Genomic DNA, 15,779 nt, shown 5'->3' on the forward strand with positions numbered 1-15,779 from the left:
AAAACTTGCGCGTAGCGCAAGTTTTGTCCGATTGTCAGACCTGACCCCGAATTTCAATTAGTCAAGGTTCCAGACGTATTGCATGCGGAACCATGATTCATAAGGCACGCCATCGACAGTGCCCGGGGTGAAGCGGCACAAGGACAGGCCGTTGAGCGCGGCGCGGTCGAGGTCGCGCGAGCCGCTGGAGCGTTCGACCTTGGCGCTGGCGACTTTCCCGTCTTTTCCTACCAGGAAGGCTAACGACACGGTGCCTGTCTCTTCGTTGCGCAAGGCGGCGGCGGGGTAGGCCGGCTTGGCGCAGTTGTTGGCGTCAATGATCGGCGCGACCCGTACCGGTTCGTGCTGCGCTACTCCTCCGCCACCACTTCCGGTGCCGCTGCCCGTGCCGCTTCCCGCATTGCCACTGGTCACGCCATCGTCGTCGATGATGCGGCGGGCGGTGATAGTGGGCTGGTCCGGAATGGTTTCGATGATCGGCTTCGGCACGCTGATCGGCGGGTCGCGGAACGTTGGCTCGAATTCGGTTTCTGGTTTGGGTTGCGGCAGATCGAGCTTTTCCGGTACCGGCGTTACGGTGATGTCGGGCGGGACGGCACGGGTAAACGTGATCGTCGAGTTTTTCACGGCGATGAAGGCTGCCAACAGGTGCGCGATGGTGACGAAGGCGATGCCGGTGTAATTCTTGCGTGGGGTTTCGTAGTTCATGGAAGCCTCCTTTTCCTTTGGTTGGAATGGTGAATTGCTAGGTGTTGGAAGCATATTCTTCTATTTAGTGGAAATTGGCAAGTAATTTTTATTGCTATGTCTTTGCGTGGTATCCTTCTACCTCCTAGTAACGGATCATTCCATGGATAAAACCAAAGTACTGCTGGCTGATGACCACCCTGTAGTGATGGGCGGCTTTGCGATGGCGCTTGCCAGTTTCGGCATTGAGGTGGTGGGGCAGGCGCGGACCCCTGCGGAGGCGGTGCAGCTTTACCAGGAGCTGGCACCTGACGTTGCTATCCTCGATATGCGCTTCGGCGAGCAGATGACGGGGCTGGATGTGGCGCGCGAAATCCTGGCGGGTGACCCGAAGGCGCGCATTATTTTCCTGACCCAGTTCGACCAGGATGCGCTGGTGAAGGAGGCTTACCGCATCGGTGCGCGCGCCCTGGTGACCAAGGATTGCGATCCGGCAGACCTGGCGAACGCGGTGCAGCGCGCGCGCCAGGGCGAGCTGTATTTCATGCCGGCGATCGCGGAGCGCCTGGCCAGCCTGTCGGTGCTGGGCGAGCAGTCGCCGCAGGCGTTGCTGGACGAGCGCTCGCTGGAGATCTTCAAGCTGATGGCGGAGGGGCTGACCAATGCCGAAATCGCCGACCGGCTGGGCGTCTCCAGCAAGACCATCAGCAATTCGAGCCAGGCGATCAAGGATAAGCTGGGCGTTGAGCGGGCGGCCGACATCACGCGCCTGGCTGTGCGTCACGGCTTGCTGCAGGCGTGACCGGCGTACTGGGCGCGCTCGCCGCGCGCGTGCGGCTTGGCACGCGCGGCCGTCTGCTGGCCATTACGCTGCTGCCGATGCTGGCGCTGTGCGCCACGCTGACCTGGTACCACTACCAGGCGCGCCAGGCCGAGGTGCAGGCGGAGCTGGCGGAGCGCGGGCGTTTGCTGGCGGCGGCGCTGGTGGCGAGCAGTGAAATCAGCTTGATGTATGGCCAGTTTGACGAGCTGCGCGCCACCATCAACGGCATGCTGCAGACGGATAGCGCAATCCAGCGCATCACCCTGCTCGATGCCAGCCGCAAGCCTTTGCTGGATGTGGCGGCGCGCGGCGACGCCAGGCCGGAAGCGCGCTATTACGAGGCGGCGGTGCATAAGCGCTTGCTGTACGTGACCGGCGGCGGCAACCGCAACGTGGGCACCATGGGTTATGTGCAGGTGCGCATGACGCCGAGCGCCATGCTGCTGAAGGCGCGCCAGCGATTGCAGCTGGAGCTGGCGGTGGCGCTGGCGGGTTTGCTGGCCTGCGTTGCGCTGGCCTGGCGCATGACCAGCGGCTTTGCCGATTCCCTGCAGGCGTCGATGGCGGCTGTGCGTGCGGCGGATGCGGAGAAGCGCCGCCTGCTGCAGCGGGTCACGTCGGCGGTGGAGGATGAGCGCAAGGCGATTGCGCTGGAAATCCACGATGAGCTGAATGCCACCCTGATCGCGGTGCGGCTGGAGGCGCAGCAGGTGGCCACCCTGGCCGAAGGCATGGCGCCAGCGGGAACCGCGGCGCAGGTGCGCGACAAGGCGCAAACCATCACCCGGCTGGCGCTTGGCCTGTACAACAACGGCCGCTCGCTGGTGCGCCGGCTGCGGCCGGAGATGCTGGATATGCTCGGCCTGCAGGGCGCGCTGGAGGAAATGGTGCGCCAGGTCGGCAGCAGCCATCCGGCCTGCCATTTCGTGCTGAAGGTGGAGGGCGACGTGGGCGCCATCACGGGCGATGCGGCGATTTCCGCCTACCGCATCGTGCAGGAGGCGCTCTCCAACATCGTCAAGCATGCGCGCGCCAGCCGCGCCAGCGTGGAAGTGTCGCGCCAGGGCGACGTTTTGCACATCCGGATTGGCGACAATGGCGTCGGTTTCGATCCCGCGCGCACCGCCGCCGGGGTGGGCCTGGCGGGCATGTGCGAGCGTGTGCAGGCGCTGGGCGGCAGTTTTGCGCTCGATTGCGCATCCGGCACGCGTATCGCCATTGAACTGCCGCTGTAAAGTATTAAATTACGATACTTTGACAAGCCGGGTTGAGTGGCTGGAAAATGTCCTGTATGTTGTCAGCACTTTCACTATTCCTGTGACGCAACATGAGCCATCCCAGCCAGTTCGACCTGCTGAAACAGCGCCGCTTCGCGCCATTCTTCTGGACGCAATTCCTCGGCGCGTTCAACGATAACCTGTTCAAGACCGCCCTGGTGGTGGCCCTGGCCTTCGACGCCAAAAACTGGACCGATTTGCCGCCGTCGCTGGTGACCAACCTGGTGCCGGGCCTGTTCATCCTGCCCTATGTATTCTTCTCGGCCACCTCGGGCCAGATCGCGGAGAAGCTGGAGAAGGGCCGCCTGGCGCGCATTATCAAGTGGCTGGAGATCGGCATCATGGCGGTTGCCGCCCTGGGCTGGTTCTCGCATAACCTGTGGCTGCTGATGTTCGCCATCCTGGGCATGGGCACGCACTCGACCCTGTTTGGTCCGGTCAAATACGCTTACATGCCACAGCACCTGAAGCCGGAGGAGCTCACCGGCGGCAACGGCATCGTCGAGATGGGCACCTTTGTCGGCATCCTGCTGGGGCAAGTGTTCGGCGCCATCATCGTTGCGCAGCAGCCGAACGGCGTGGCCTGGCTGGCCGCTGCCACGCTGTTTTTCGCGGTGCTGGGCCTGGCCACGGCGTACGGCATCCCGCATACGCCGGCGCCGCAACCGGCATTGAAGATCAACTGGAACCCGTTCACCGAATCGATCCGTAATATCCGCTTCTCGGCCGGCAACCGCAGCGTCTTCCTGTCGATGCTGGGCAACTCGTGGTTCTGGTTCTATGGCGCGATCGTGCTGGCCCAGTTCCCGGTGTATGCCAAGGATTACCTGAAGGGCGACGACAGCGTGTTCGTGCTGCTGCTGACCATGTTCTCGCTGGGTATCGGCGCCGGTTCGCTGCTGTGCGAAAAGCTCTCCGGCCGCAAGGTGGAAATCGGCCTGGTGCCATTCGGTTCGATTGGCCTGTCGGTGTTCGGCATCGACCTGTACCTGGCCAGCCTTGGCTACAGCGCGCCGGGCCAGGTGAACTTCGCTTCCATGCTGATGCAGCCGGGCGCCTGGCGCATCATCTTCGACGTGGTGATGATCGGCGTGTTCGGCGGCTTCTTCATCGTGCCGCTGTTCGCGATGATCCAGCTGCGCGCCGACCCGCAGCACCTGTCGCGCACCATTGCGGGCATGAACATCATGAACGCGCTGTTCATGGTGGTGGCCACCGGCGTGGCGATCCTGCTGCTGAAGCAGGGCTTCACGATTCCGGAACTGTTCCTGGCCACGGCCATCATGAACGGCCTGGTGGCGGTGTATATCTTCTCGCTGGTGCCGGAGTTCCTGCTGCGCTTCCTGGCCTGGATCCTGATCCATACCGTGCACAAGGTGAAGACCGTGGATGCGGACCGTATCCCGGAGGAGGGCGGCGCGGTCCTGGTGTGCAACCACGTCAGCTATGTGGATGCGCTGGTGATCGTGGCGGCCAGCCCGCGCCCGATCCGCTTCGTGATGGACCACCGCATTTTCAAGACGCCGTTCATCGGCTGGATTTTCCGCACCGCCAAGGCGATCCCGATCGCGCCGGCCAAGGAAGACCCATGGTTGATGGAGAAGGCTTTCGTCGATATCGCGCAGGCCTTGCATGAAGGCGAGCTGGTTTGCATCTTCCCGGAAGGTAAGCTGACGCGCGATGGCGAAATGAGCGAGTTCAAAGGCGGCATCAAGAAGATCGTGGAGCGCTCGCACGTGCCGGTGATCCCGATGGCGCTGCGCGGCCTGTGGGGCCATCTGCTGAGCCGCAGCAAGGATAACCTGCTGGAGCGCGCCTTCCGCAAAGGCTTCCGTTCGCAGCTGTCGCTGGCGGTGGGCGAGCCGGTTGCGCCGACTGAAGTAAGCCCGGAATTGTTGTACCAGCAGGTGGCGGAACTGCGCGGCGACTGGAAGTAAAAAAATGTAGCCAAGTTCTCCCGCGCGCTACATACCTCTACATACAAAGGCGTCGTTCAGGCGCCTTTGGTCCTTTTTACAATTGGGTTTCTTTAAAACTTTTGTAAGAAGGGCACACAATGAAAACTATCCTGAAGACCGGCCTTTCCGTCGCCATCCTGTCGCTGCTGGCGGCATGCGGCGGTGGCAATGGGGAGACCAAGCCGCAGCGCCTGAACATGCTGATCGACTTCGACAAGGGCGTGACCGGCTGGACTGGCGGCACCGCCGACTACACGCCGGAGACGGCGCCGGTCAACGTCAAGTTTGAAGCGAAGGCGCTGCCGGCTCCCCTGACCGGCAAGGGTTATCTCATTGGCGGCACCAATCAAAGCGACGACCTGTTCGTGTTCGTGAAAAAGCAGTTCACCGGCATGGAAAAGAACGGCGTCTATAACGTTAGCTTCTCCGTCAAGTTCGCCAGCAACGTGCCGTCCGGCTGCTTCGGCGTGGGTGGCGCGCCGGGCGAGGCGGTGTGGGTGTATGCCGGCGCAACCGCCGCCGAGCCGAAGGCGGTCACCACCAACGATGGTTATATCCGCATGAACGTGGACCGCGGCAACCAGGGCGGCGGCGGCAAGGAAGGCGATATCCTGGGCAATATCGCCAACGGCCAGGCTTGCGGCGGCACGCCGGCCTACGCCAGCAAGACGCTGAAGAGCGAGAAGCCGTTGAAGGTGACCGCAGACGCCAACGGTGCGGTCTGGGTCATGCTGGGTATCGACTCCGGCTTCGAAGCGTATTCGGAAATCATCCTGCAAAGCGTGGAGATGGAAGCGGTTCCCGCCACTCTGTGATAGGCTAGCGCCGGGGCGGATCCTCCAAGCCGGCCTGTCCTTGCCAGGCGCATGGACAGCCTCTGCGGGGCTACCCCGCGGGATATTGAAGGTCCTGCACTACGCCGCATGAGCGTCCTTGCGCTAACGCGCAACGCTGCTCACGCATCACGAGACTCGTTGAAGGAATTCCGCCCCTCTCCGCCAGCATGGATATCGATAAACTTGCCGTGCTGGCGCTGGCCGATACGCTGCTTGCCAGCGATGGCAGCCTGCCTGCGTTGCTGGCGGCATGCAGCCGCGTGTTCGAGGTTCCTTTGCCCTGGGCGCCGCGCGTGTGCGGCGCGCTGATCGAGCGCACCGGGGAAAACTTCCATTTCTTCAGCCGGCAGGAGTTGGCAGATATCCTCTGGCATCTTCTTGGCCGCGACGATGCGGGTCTTGCCGCGCTGCCTTTTACCGAATTGCCGCCGGTGCGGCGCTACTGCCTCGACCTGCCGCAGCAGCCGCCGAAGCCGGCCTGGCTGGCCGCACTTGCGCTGCCGGAACTGCCAACCGTTGGCGACCTGGCAGCCTGGCTGGGCGAACCGGTTGGCGCGCTGGACTGGTTTTCCGACCAGTGGCGGGCCGACGGCGCGGCGCAAGCGGCGCTCCAGCATTACCACTACCGCTGGGTGCCCAAGCGCAGCGGCGGCTGGCGGCTGATCGAAATTCCCAAGGCGCGCCTGCGCCGCCTGCAGCACAAGGTCCTGCGCCAGCTGCTGGACCGGGTGCCGCCGCATGCCGCCGCGCATGGCTTCCGGCGCGGCCATTCCTGCCGCACGCACGCGGCGCTGCACGCTGGCCAGCAGGCCGTGCTGCGCATGGACCTGAAGGACTTTTTCCCGAGCATCCGGGCCGCGCGCATCCACGCCCTGTTCGAAAAGCTCGGCTACCCGCCGCGCGTGGCCGGCACGCTGGCCCGCCTGTGCGTCAACCGCGCGCCGCACGGCATTTTCCGCGCGGGGCAGGGCGGCGCCATGCTGCCCTGGGCCGAGCGCCAGGCCTTGAAGTCGCCGCACCTGCCGCAAGGATCGCCATGCTCGCCGGCGCTGGCCAACCTGTGCGCCTATCGCCTGGACTTGCGCCTGGCGGCGCTGGCGCAGTCGCTGGGCGCAAGCTACAGCCGCTATGCCGACGACCTGGCGTTTTCCGGCGGCGCGGACCTGGCGCGTGCGGCCGACCGCTTCCATATCCAGGTAGCCGCCATCGCCCTGGAAGAGGGCTTCCAGGTCAACACCCGCAAGACGCGCCTGATGCGCGAGAGCGTGCGGCAGCAGGTGACGGGCGTGGTGGTCAACGCCCGGCCCAACCTGGCGCGCGACGAGTATGACCGGCTGAAGGCAATCCTGACCAACTGTGTGCGCCATGGCCCGGTGTCGCAGAACCGCTCCGGCCACCCCCATTTCCGTGCTCACCTGGCCGGCAAAATCTCCCACGTCCGTATGCTGAACCCGCAACGCGCGGGGCGGCTGCAGACCCTGTTCGCGGCGATCCACTGGGATCTTCATTAATGTAACAGCATGTTGCTGACTCGTCGGTCAGATTCCGGATCATGTTAGAATGATCGTTCATTCTAGTTCTTCTCGGAAAAAAGATGAAAAACATGCAAAAGAATTTTGTGCTGCTGGGCGTGGTCGCCGCAGTGGCAGGGCTGGTGGCCGGATGCGGCGGCAAGCAGGCCGGCGGCCAGGGCGCCCCGGGCGGTCAGCAGGCGCCGGAAGTCGCGGTATTCACTGTTTCGCCGCAGCCGCTGGCCATGAGCACCGAGCTGCCGGGCCGCACCGCCGCCTACCAGGTGGCTGAGGTGCGCCCGCAGGTGGGTGGCCTGGTGCAGAAGCGCCTGTTCACCGAAGGTTCGGACGTCAAGGCCGGCACGCAGCTGTACCAGATCGATCCGGCTACTTATCAGGCTACCTTCAACTCCGCCAAGGCCAGCCTGGCCAAGGCCAAGGCCAACCTGGCGGCGGCCGCCCCGAAAGTGGCGCGCTATAAAGAGCTGGTGGCGATCGAAGGCGTGAGCCGCCAGGATTACGACGATGCGGTGGCCGCCCACGAGCAGGCCAAGGCCGAAGTGGAAGCGGCGCAGGCCGCAGTCGACGCGGCGCGCATCAATGTGGAGTACACCAAAGTGGCTGCGCCGATTTCGGGCCGCATCAGCCGTTCCAATGTGACGCCGGGCGCGCTGGTGACCGCCGGCCAGGCGACCGCGCTGACCACCGTGCAGCAGCTGGACCCGATCTACGTGGACGTGACCCAGTCCAGCGAGGAGCTGCTGCGCCTGAAGCGCGAAATGGACAGCGGTTCGATCAAGCGGGCCGACGGCCAGGCCAAGGTGACCCTGCTGCTGTCGGACGGCAGCAAGTACGCGCTGCCGGGCAAGCTGCAGTTCTCCGACGTCAGCGTCGATCCGGGCACCGGCAACGTGACCCTGCGCGCGCTGTTCCCGAACCCGAAGCATGACCTGCTGCCGGGCATGTTCGTGCGCGCCGTGCTGGAAACCGGCGTCAGCGAGCAGGCCATCGCCGTGCCGCAGATGGGCGTGACGCGCAACCCGAAAGGCGAGGCGACTGCGCTGGTGTTGAATAAAGAGGGCAAAGTCGAACAGCGTGTGCTGCAAACCGGCGGCACCATCGGCGACAAGTGGCTGGTCAAGTCCGGCCTGCAGGCGGGCGACCGCGTGATCGTGGAAGGCCTGCAGAAGGTGAAGCCGGGCGCTCCGGCGGTTGTAGCGAAGTCGACGCCAGCCGGCGGCGGCGACGCGCAACGCCAGGCCGCAGCGCGCTAAGCGGGGAGACTGAACCATGGCTCGCTTCTTTATCAACCGGCCCATTTTCGCCTGGGTACTCGCCATCGTCGTGATGCTGGCGGGTGTCATGGCGATCAAAGGGCTGCCCATTTCGCAGTACCCCAGCATTGCGCCGCCGTCGATTTCGATCACCGGTTCCTACCCTGGCGCATCGGCCAAGACGGTGGAAGACGCCGTGACCCAGATCATCGAACAGAAGATGAAGGGTATCGACGGCCTGCGCTACATGTCGTCCAGCAGCGATTCCTCGGGCGGCATCAATATCACGCTGACCTTTAACAGCGGCACCAACCCGGACATCGCCCAGGTGCAGGTGCAGAACAAACTGCAGCTGGCCACGCCGCTGCTGCCCAGCGCGGTAACCCAGCAAGGCCTGGTGGTGTCGAAAGCCACCCGCAACTTCCTGATGGTGCTGGGCTTCGTCTCCGAAGACGGCAAGATGAAGCAGTCCGACCTGGGCGACTATGTGGCCGCCAACGTGATCGACCCGCTCAGCCGCGTGCAGGGCGTGGGCGACGTGATGCTGTTCGGCTCCCAGTATGCGATGCGCATCTGGCTCGACCCGCAGAAGCTGCAAGGCTTCCAGCTGACGCCAGCCGACATCACCGCCGCCATCCAGGCGCAGAATGCCGAAGTGTCGGCCGGTGAACTGGGCGGCGCTCCTGCCGTACCGGACCAGCAGCTGAATGCCACCGTGACGGCGCAAAGCCGCCTACAGACGCCGGAGCAGTTCGGCGCCATCCTGCTGAAGACCACCGCCAGCGGCGCCACCGTGCACCTGCGCGACGTGGCGCGCATTGAGCTGGGCAACGAGAACTACAACACCGTGGCGCGCTACAACGGCGCACCGGCGGTGGGCGTGGCGATCAAGCTGGCCACCGGCGCCAATGCGCTGGATACCGCCGACGCGGTGAAGAAGAAAATCGAAGTGATGGGCAAGCAGTTCCCGCAAGGGATGAAGGCCGTAGTGGCATTCGACACCACGCCGTTCGTCAAACTGTCCATCGATGAAGTGGTGAAGACCCTGGTCGAAGCGGTGGTGCTGGTGTTCATCGTGATGTACCTGTTCCTGCAGAACTTCCGCGCCACCTTGATCCCGACCATGGCGGTGCCTGTGGTGCTGCTGGGTACTTTCGCCGTGCTGTTCTCGCTCGGCTACTCGATCAACACCCTGACCATGTTCGCCATGGTGCTGGCGATCGGCCTGCTGGTGGACGATGCCATTGTGGTGGTGGAGAACGTTGAGCGCGTGATGACGGAGGAGGGCTTGTCGCCGAAAGAGGCGACCATCAAGTCTATGGGCCAGATTTCCGGCGCGCTGGTGGGGATTGCGCTGGTGCTGTCCGCCGTGTTCGTGCCGATGGCATTCTTCGGCGGCTCCACCGGCGTGATCTACCGCCAGTTCTCGGTCACCATCGTGTCCGCCATGGCGCTGTCGGTGCTGGTGGCAATGGTGTTCACGCCGGCGCTGTGCGCCACCTTCCTGAAGCCAGGCTCGCATATTTCGGACAAGGGCTTCTTCGGCTGGTTCAACCGCACCTTTGACCGCAGCAGCACCAGGTACCAGGGCTGGGTCGGCAAGATGATTGCGCGCAGCGGCCGTTCGCTGCTGGTGTACGGCGCTTTGCTGGCCGTGCTGGCGGTGTCCTTCGTGCGCCTGCCGACCTCCTTCCTGCCGGAAGAAGACCAGGGCATCCTGTTCTCCATGGTGCAGCTGCCAACCGGCGCCACCCAGCAGCGCACGCTGAAAGTGCTGGAAAAGCTGGAGCACCACTTCATGGAGAACGAAAAAGCGTCGGTCGCCTCCATCTTCACCGTGGCCGGCTTCTCCTTTGCCGGCAACGGCCAGAACGCCGGCCTGGCCTTCGTACGCCTGAAAGACTGGTCCGAGCGCCAGAGCCCGGACCAGAAGGTGAAGGCGATTGCGGGCCGCGCCATGGGCGCCTTCGCGCAGATCCGCGAAGCGATGGTGTTCGCCTTTGCGCCGCCCGCCGTGATGGAACTGGGTAACGCCAGCGGCTTTGACCTGCAGCTGCAGGACCAGGGCGGCCTTGGCCACGAAGCCCTGATGGGCGCGCGCAACCAGCTGCTCGGCATGGCCGCCAAGAACCCTCTGCTGATGGCGGTGCGCCCGAACGGCCAGGAAGACACGCCGCAGTTCAAGCTCGATATCGACCAGCAGAAAGCCACCGCGCTGGGCCTGACCGTGGCCGACGTGAACAAGGTGCTGAGCGTGGGCTGGGGTTCGTCCTACGTGAACGACTTCGTCGACCGCGGTCGCGTGAAACGCGTCTACCTGCAAGGCACGCCGGAATCGCGCATGGCGCCGGAAGACCTGAACAAGTGGTCGGTGCGCAATGCGCACGGCGAGATGGTGCCGTTCTCCGCCTTCGCCACCGGCCGCTGGATCTACGCCTCGCCGCGCCTGGAACGCTACAACGGCGTGCCGTCGGTGAACGTGCAGGGCATGCCGGCGCCGGGCGTCAGCTCCGGTGTCGCCATGGCGGAAATGGAAAAGCTGGTGGCCCAGCTGCCGGCCGGCATCGGCTTCGAGTGGACCGGCCTGTCGGTGGAAGAGCGCGACTCCGGCGCGCAGACCACAGTGCTGTACACCATCTCGATCCTGATCGTGTTCCTGTGCCTGGCCGCCCTGTACGAAAGCTGGTCGGTGCCGTTCTCGGTGCTGCTGGTGGTACCGCTCGGGATTATCGGAACCGTGCTGGCGACCTGGGGCTTCCACCTGGCGAACGACGTGTACTTCCAGGTTGGCTTGCTGACCGTGGTCGGCCTGTCGGCCAAGAACGCGATCCTGATCGTGGAATTCGCCAAGGAGCTGCAAGAGCAGGGCATCGAACTGCGTGAAGCCACGCTGCAGGCCGTGAAGCTGCGCCTGCGCCCGATCCTGATGACGTCCATCGCCTTCGGCCTCGGCGTGCTGCCGCTGGCGCTGGCAAGCGGCGCGGGTTCCGGCAGCCAGAACGCCATCGGCGTGGGCGTGCTGGGCGGCATGCTGACTGCGACCTTCCTCGGCATCTTCTTTGTGCCGGTGTTCTTCGTGCTGGTGCGCGCCTGGGTAGCCCGCAAGGGCAGCGCCGCCGCGCCAGCCGTTATCGCCAAGGAGGCTTGATATGAACAAGACGATCTTTACCCTTGCAGCGGCGGCCCTGCTGGCCGGCTGCAGCCTGGCGCCGGTATATGAGCGCCCAACGGCGCCGGTGGCCGCCGTCTGGCCGCAAGGCGAGGCCTACAAGCCGGCGCAAAGCGCGGCCGACGCCAAGCCCGCCAGCGAAATCGCCTGGCGCGACTTCATCGGCGACCAGCAACTGCGCGACGTCGTGGAGCTGGCGCTGCAGAACAACCGTGACCTGCGCGTATCGGCCCTGAACATCGAAAAGGCGCGCGCGCAATACGGCATTGACCGCGCCGCCCAGCTGCCCAAGGTGAACGCGCAAATCGGCCAGAACGCCGCGCGTGCCCCGGGCGGCGACATCAGCCGCCAGTACAGCGGCGGCCTGGCCCTGCCGGCCTATGAGCTGGACCTGTTCGGCAAACTGCGCAATATGTCGGAAGCCGGGCTGCAAGCCTACCTCGGCACCGAACAGGCGCAGCGCGCCCAGCGCCTTAGCCTGGTGGCCGAAGTGGCCACCACCTGGCTCGGCCTGGCGGCCGACAAGGAGCGCCTGCGCCTGGCGCAGGACACGCTGAAAAGCCAGCAAATCACGTTTGAACTGAGCAAGCGCCGCTTCGAAGCCGGCGCGACCTCGGGTCTCGACATGTACGAAGCGCAGACCAGCGTGGAAGCGGCGCGCAACGACATGGCCCTTTACACCGCCCAGGTAGCGGCCGGCGAGAACGCGCTGGCCCTGCTGGTCGGTACCCAAGTGCCGGCCGGCCTGCTGCCGCAAGCCTTGCCGACCGCCGTGAGCACGCTGGCCGAACTGCCGGCCGGTGTGCCGTCCAGCGTGCTGCTGCAACGCCCGGACGTGCTGGAAGCTGAGCACGCGCTGAAAGCAGCCAACGCCAATATCGGCGTGGCGCGCGCCGCTTTCTTCCCGAGCATTACGCTGACCGGCAGCGCCGGTAGCGCCAGCGGCGCGCTGGGCGACTTGTTCAAAGCCGGCAGCGGCGCCTGGACCTTCCTGCCGCAACTGACGCTGCCGCTGTTCGATGCTGGCGCCAACAGCGCAAGGCTGGACATTGCCAAGGCCGACAACGGCATTGCAGTGGCGCGCTATGAAAAGGCGATCCAGTCCGCGTTCCGCGAAGTGGCCGATGCACTGGCCCAGCGCGGCACGCTGGACGAACGCGTGGCCTCGCAAGCCGCGCTGGCCGAAGCAGCCAGCCGCAGCTACCGCATCCACGAGGCGCGCTACCAGAAAGGGGCGGAGTCGTACCTGAACGCACTGGTGTCGCAGCGCGCGCTGTACGCCGCGCAGCAAGGCCTGATCAGCGTGCGGCTGGCCAAGGCGGCCAACCAGGTCACGCTGTATAAAGTACTGGGAGGCTGGGCTTGATCGACGCCTAGTCGATACCGGCGGGCGGCATCCACTCCATGACGTTGTAGATGCCGTCCACGCCCAGTATCACGAAACCGCAGCGCTGCAGCAGGCGCTGCGCCGGGCTGCCAAGCACGATGTTCAGCCGCACCGGCAGGCGCAGGCGCTCGCCCTGGGCCTGCAGGCTGCGCAGCAAGCCCAAGCCGATACCGCGGTTGCGGTGCTCCGGCAGCAGGCAGACATCGAGGATGCGCAATTCATCCGGCCCATAATCGACGTACAGCCGGCCCACCGGACGCTCATGCTCCATGATGACCGCCAGGTCGGCATTCGGGTATTTGGATTGGAACCAGGATTGCTGGGCCTTGAACTGCAAGCCTTGCAGCAGGGTTTCGGTAGCAAGGTCGCAGCCCCCCATGCGGACATCCGTGCTGCGGGTACTGGAGTACAACTGCTGCATGAACGCCACATCGCCCGCTTCAGCGGGACGCATCTCGATTGTGCGGGAGGTTTTGGAGGGCATATCGTTACACTCTTTCCTTGAAGAATGAAGTGACTGCCTTTTAATCATAGCACGTTGTAATTTGACAAAGTGCATTCCCTTGGACACATTAACGCCTTATGACTGAAAAACGCCACAACGACCCAGAGCGCGCCGCCATCCGCCGTCGCCAGGTACTGGATGCCGCCGCCACCTGCTTCCGCCGCAGCGGATTCCACGGCGCCAGCATGGCCCAGATTTCCAAGGCAGCCGGCATGAGCGCGGGGCATATCTACAATTATTTCGACAGCAAAGACGCCATCATCGCCGCCTTCGTCGAGGACAACGTAGCGCGCGTGATGGAAATCATCCGCAAGATTGAAAGCCAGGCCGACCCGCTGCAAGCCATCCTCGACGACGTGGAGCAAAGCGTGCCGGAAAACCTGGACCCCGACCACTGGGCGTTGCCGCTCGAGATCTTCGCCGAAAGCGCACGCAACCCGGTGATCGCCGCCCTGAGCCAGGATGCCGACCGCCGCACGCGCGCCCGCTTCCTCGCCGTGCTGAAAGCCGGCCGCGCCATGCACGGCCTGAGCGTGGACGACACCACGGTGGAAGGCCGCATGGAGGCTGTGATCTCGCTGTACCAGGGCCTGCACCTGCGCGGCGTGCACAACCCGCATATCCCGATTCCCGCGCTGGCCGATTCGTTCCGCATCGCCCTGCGCGCACTTCTATTCACCTGAGGACCAAAGATGGCCGAATACGTTTTCCCGCCGCACCAGATCGCGGCACTGCACATCGCCGGCACCGACGAACGCTTCCCGGTGCGCCGCGTGTACTGCGTGGGCCGCAACTACGCCGGCCACGCGCGCGAAATGGGCTCCGACCCGGACCGCGAACCGCCATTCTTCTTCTGCAAGCCAGGCGATGCCGCCGCCGTGGTGCCGGTGGCCGCCGGCACCGTAGCAGAGTTGCCATACCCGCCGCAAACCAGCAATTACCACTACGAGTGCGAACTGGTGGTGGCGATCGGGCAGGGCGGCAGCGATATCAGCGTGGCCGACGCGCAGCAGCACATCTACGGCTACGCCGTGGGCCTGGACATGACGCGCCGCGACCTGCAAGGCAAAATGAAGGACGCCGGGCGCCCATGGGAAATCGGCAAAGCCTTCGACTATTCCGCCCCGGTCGGCGAACTGCGCCGCGCAGCCGAAGTGCAGGGCATTGAAAACGCCGCCATCGCGCTGGCGCTGGACGGCGCGATCCGCCAATCCAGCAGCACCGACCACATGATCTGGTCCGTAGCCGAAACCATCGCCAACCTGTCCACCCTGTTCCGCCTGGAACCGGGCGACCTGATTTTCACCGGTACGCCGGAAGGCGTGGGCGCCGTCGCACGCGGCCAATCGCTGACCGGCAGCATCGAAGGACTTGCCAGCCTGTCGGTAACCTTCGTCTAACGGCCCACGGCGGCCAGCGCCGCCGCAATCGCCCGCAAGCCATCCAGTGCGCCGGCGGCAATGCCCACATCGGCCGGGCTGCCGACCGCATACTCGCGCGGGTTGATGCGCACCATGCGGCCGCCGCGTTGCAAGACGCTGTGGCCGAAATGGCGCACCGAAGGAATCGCCGTCCCCGCACCCAGCTCGATCACCAGCGGACGGCGCACCTGCTCCAGCCAAGCCTCCAGCCGCGCCGCCTGCAGCTCGCTGCGGCGCTCGATCCAGTTCCAGTCGCCGAACATCAGGATATTCGGCCGCGCCAGCCCGCCGCATTCAGGACAGCGCGGCGCGTCGTTGCGCAGACGGCAGGCATTCGCGTCCACATCCGGCACGAAGTCGTCTGCCGGCCAGATCTTGCTGCAGCACGGCTCCAGGCATTGCAGGTGGTGGATCGAACCATGGCACTCGTAGATGGCGCGCTGGTCGAAGCCCGCCTTCTGGAACTGCCCATCAACATTGCTGGTAAAGACAAAGGAGCCATGGTCCATGGCCGCGCCCCAGGACTGCAACAGCGCAAGGCCCTCATGCGGCATCGTGGCGCGGTACAGCGCAAGCCGGTGGCCGTAGAAGCCCCAGGCCAGGGCCGGGTCCTCCTGGAAGGTGCGCGGCGAAGCCACGCTGGCGAACTCCATCCGCGCCCGGCCCAGGGCAGGGTAGGCTTTCCAGAAGCCTTCGTTGCCGCGAAAGTCCGGCAAACCGGAGTCGACACCCATGCCGGCACCGGCCGCGATCACCAGTCCGTCGGATTGCGCAATTAAGTCGGCCGCACGTGCCGCCAGGTCAGAATCGATCAGCATTTGTGTAGTGTGCGGTAACTTTGACAAAACTTCAAATCGCTCTGCTATAATCCACAGCTCGAGTCGGGGCGTAGCGCAGCCTGGTAGCGTACCTGCATGGGGTGCAGGGGGTC

Annotated in this window: 13 protein-coding genes; 10 read left to right on the top strand and 3 right to left on the bottom strand. The window is 64.8% G+C overall.

Features of this window, described 5'->3' with window-relative positions:
• Nucleotides 1–57: 57 nt before the first annotated feature.
• Nucleotides 58–708 (bottom strand): energy transducer TonB, encoded by a 651-nt coding sequence (locus tag ACE3TQ_RS25530; RefSeq protein ID WP_374586334.1) that lies wholly within the window; start codon nucleotides 706–708, stop codon nucleotides 58–60.
• Between the two features lie 142 nt (nucleotides 709–850).
• Here ACE3TQ_RS25530 and ACE3TQ_RS25535 point away from each other — a divergent pair, with 142 nt between their 5' ends.
• The 8 genes from ACE3TQ_RS25535 (at nucleotide 851) to ACE3TQ_RS25570 (ending at nucleotide 12,901) form a co-directional block, all read left to right on the top strand.
• Nucleotides 851–1,489: a response regulator gene (locus tag ACE3TQ_RS25535; RefSeq protein WP_374586336.1), complete on the top strand. Its 639-nt coding sequence runs from the start codon at nucleotides 851–853 to the stop codon at nucleotides 1,487–1,489.
• Nucleotides 1,486–2,745 (top strand): ATP-binding protein, encoded by a 1,260-nt coding sequence (locus tag ACE3TQ_RS25540; protein WP_374586338.1) that lies wholly within the window; start codon nucleotides 1,486–1,488, stop codon nucleotides 2,743–2,745. Before ACE3TQ_RS25535 ends, ACE3TQ_RS25540 begins: the two co-directional genes overlap by 4 nt.
• A gap of 92 nt (nucleotides 2,746–2,837) precedes the next feature.
• Nucleotides 2,838–4,724 (top strand): MFS transporter, encoded by a 1,887-nt coding sequence (locus ACE3TQ_RS25545; protein ID WP_374586340.1) that lies wholly within the window; start codon nucleotides 2,838–2,840, stop codon nucleotides 4,722–4,724.
• Between the two features lie 119 nt (nucleotides 4,725–4,843).
• On the top strand, nucleotides 4,844–5,560 hold the full coding sequence (locus tag ACE3TQ_RS25550; RefSeq protein ID WP_374586342.1) for a hypothetical protein: 717 nt from the start codon (nucleotides 4,844–4,846) through the stop codon (nucleotides 5,558–5,560).
• A gap of 188 nt (nucleotides 5,561–5,748) precedes the next feature.
• Nucleotides 5,749–7,092, top strand: a complete 1,344-nt coding sequence (locus tag ACE3TQ_RS25555) for a reverse transcriptase family protein (protein ID WP_374586344.1) — start codon at nucleotides 5,749–5,751, stop codon at nucleotides 7,090–7,092.
• 92 nt (nucleotides 7,093–7,184) lie between these two features.
• A complete protein-coding gene (locus ACE3TQ_RS25560) occupies nucleotides 7,185–8,366 on the top strand; it encodes an efflux RND transporter periplasmic adaptor subunit (RefSeq protein WP_374586346.1) in 1,182 nt (393 codons plus the stop codon).
• A 16-nt stretch (nucleotides 8,367–8,382) separates the two neighbouring features.
• A complete protein-coding gene (locus ACE3TQ_RS25565) occupies nucleotides 8,383–11,514 on the top strand; it encodes an efflux RND transporter permease subunit (protein ID WP_374586348.1) in 3,132 nt (1,043 codons plus the stop codon).
• A 1-nt stretch (nucleotide 11,515) separates the two neighbouring features.
• On the top strand, nucleotides 11,516–12,901 hold the full coding sequence (locus ACE3TQ_RS25570; RefSeq protein ID WP_374586350.1) for an efflux transporter outer membrane subunit: 1,386 nt from the start codon (nucleotides 11,516–11,518) through the stop codon (nucleotides 12,899–12,901).
• Between the two features lie 7 nt (nucleotides 12,902–12,908).
• Here the strand turns inward: ACE3TQ_RS25570 and ACE3TQ_RS25575 are convergent, their stop codons facing one another.
• Nucleotides 12,909–13,406 carry a GNAT family N-acetyltransferase gene (locus tag ACE3TQ_RS25575; RefSeq protein ID WP_374586352.1) on the bottom strand — a complete coding sequence of 166 codons (498 nt, stop codon included), beginning with the start codon at nucleotides 13,404–13,406 and terminating at the stop codon, nucleotides 12,909–12,911.
• Nucleotides 13,407–13,504: 98 nt separating this feature from the next.
• Between ACE3TQ_RS25575 and ACE3TQ_RS25580 the strand changes: the two genes are divergently transcribed.
• A complete protein-coding gene (locus tag ACE3TQ_RS25580; RefSeq protein ID WP_374586354.1) occupies nucleotides 13,505–14,110 on the top strand; it encodes a TetR/AcrR family transcriptional regulator in 606 nt (201 codons plus the stop codon).
• A 9-nt stretch (nucleotides 14,111–14,119) separates the two neighbouring features.
• Nucleotides 14,120–14,827, top strand: coding sequence for a fumarylacetoacetate hydrolase family protein (locus ACE3TQ_RS25585; protein WP_374586356.1), 708 nt, complete (start codon nucleotides 14,120–14,122; stop codon nucleotides 14,825–14,827).
• Here the strand turns inward: ACE3TQ_RS25585 and ACE3TQ_RS25590 are convergent.
• On the bottom strand, nucleotides 14,824–15,666 hold the full coding sequence (locus ACE3TQ_RS25590) for an NAD-dependent deacetylase (protein WP_374586358.1): 843 nt from the start codon (nucleotides 15,664–15,666) through the stop codon (nucleotides 14,824–14,826). The genes ACE3TQ_RS25585 and ACE3TQ_RS25590 overlap by 4 nt on opposite strands.
• Nucleotides 15,667–15,779: the final 113 nt, after the last annotated feature.

The organism is Pseudoduganella sp., from assembly GCF_041914865.1.
Classification (GTDB): domain Bacteria; phylum Pseudomonadota; class Gammaproteobacteria; order Burkholderiales; family Burkholderiaceae_D; genus Rugamonas.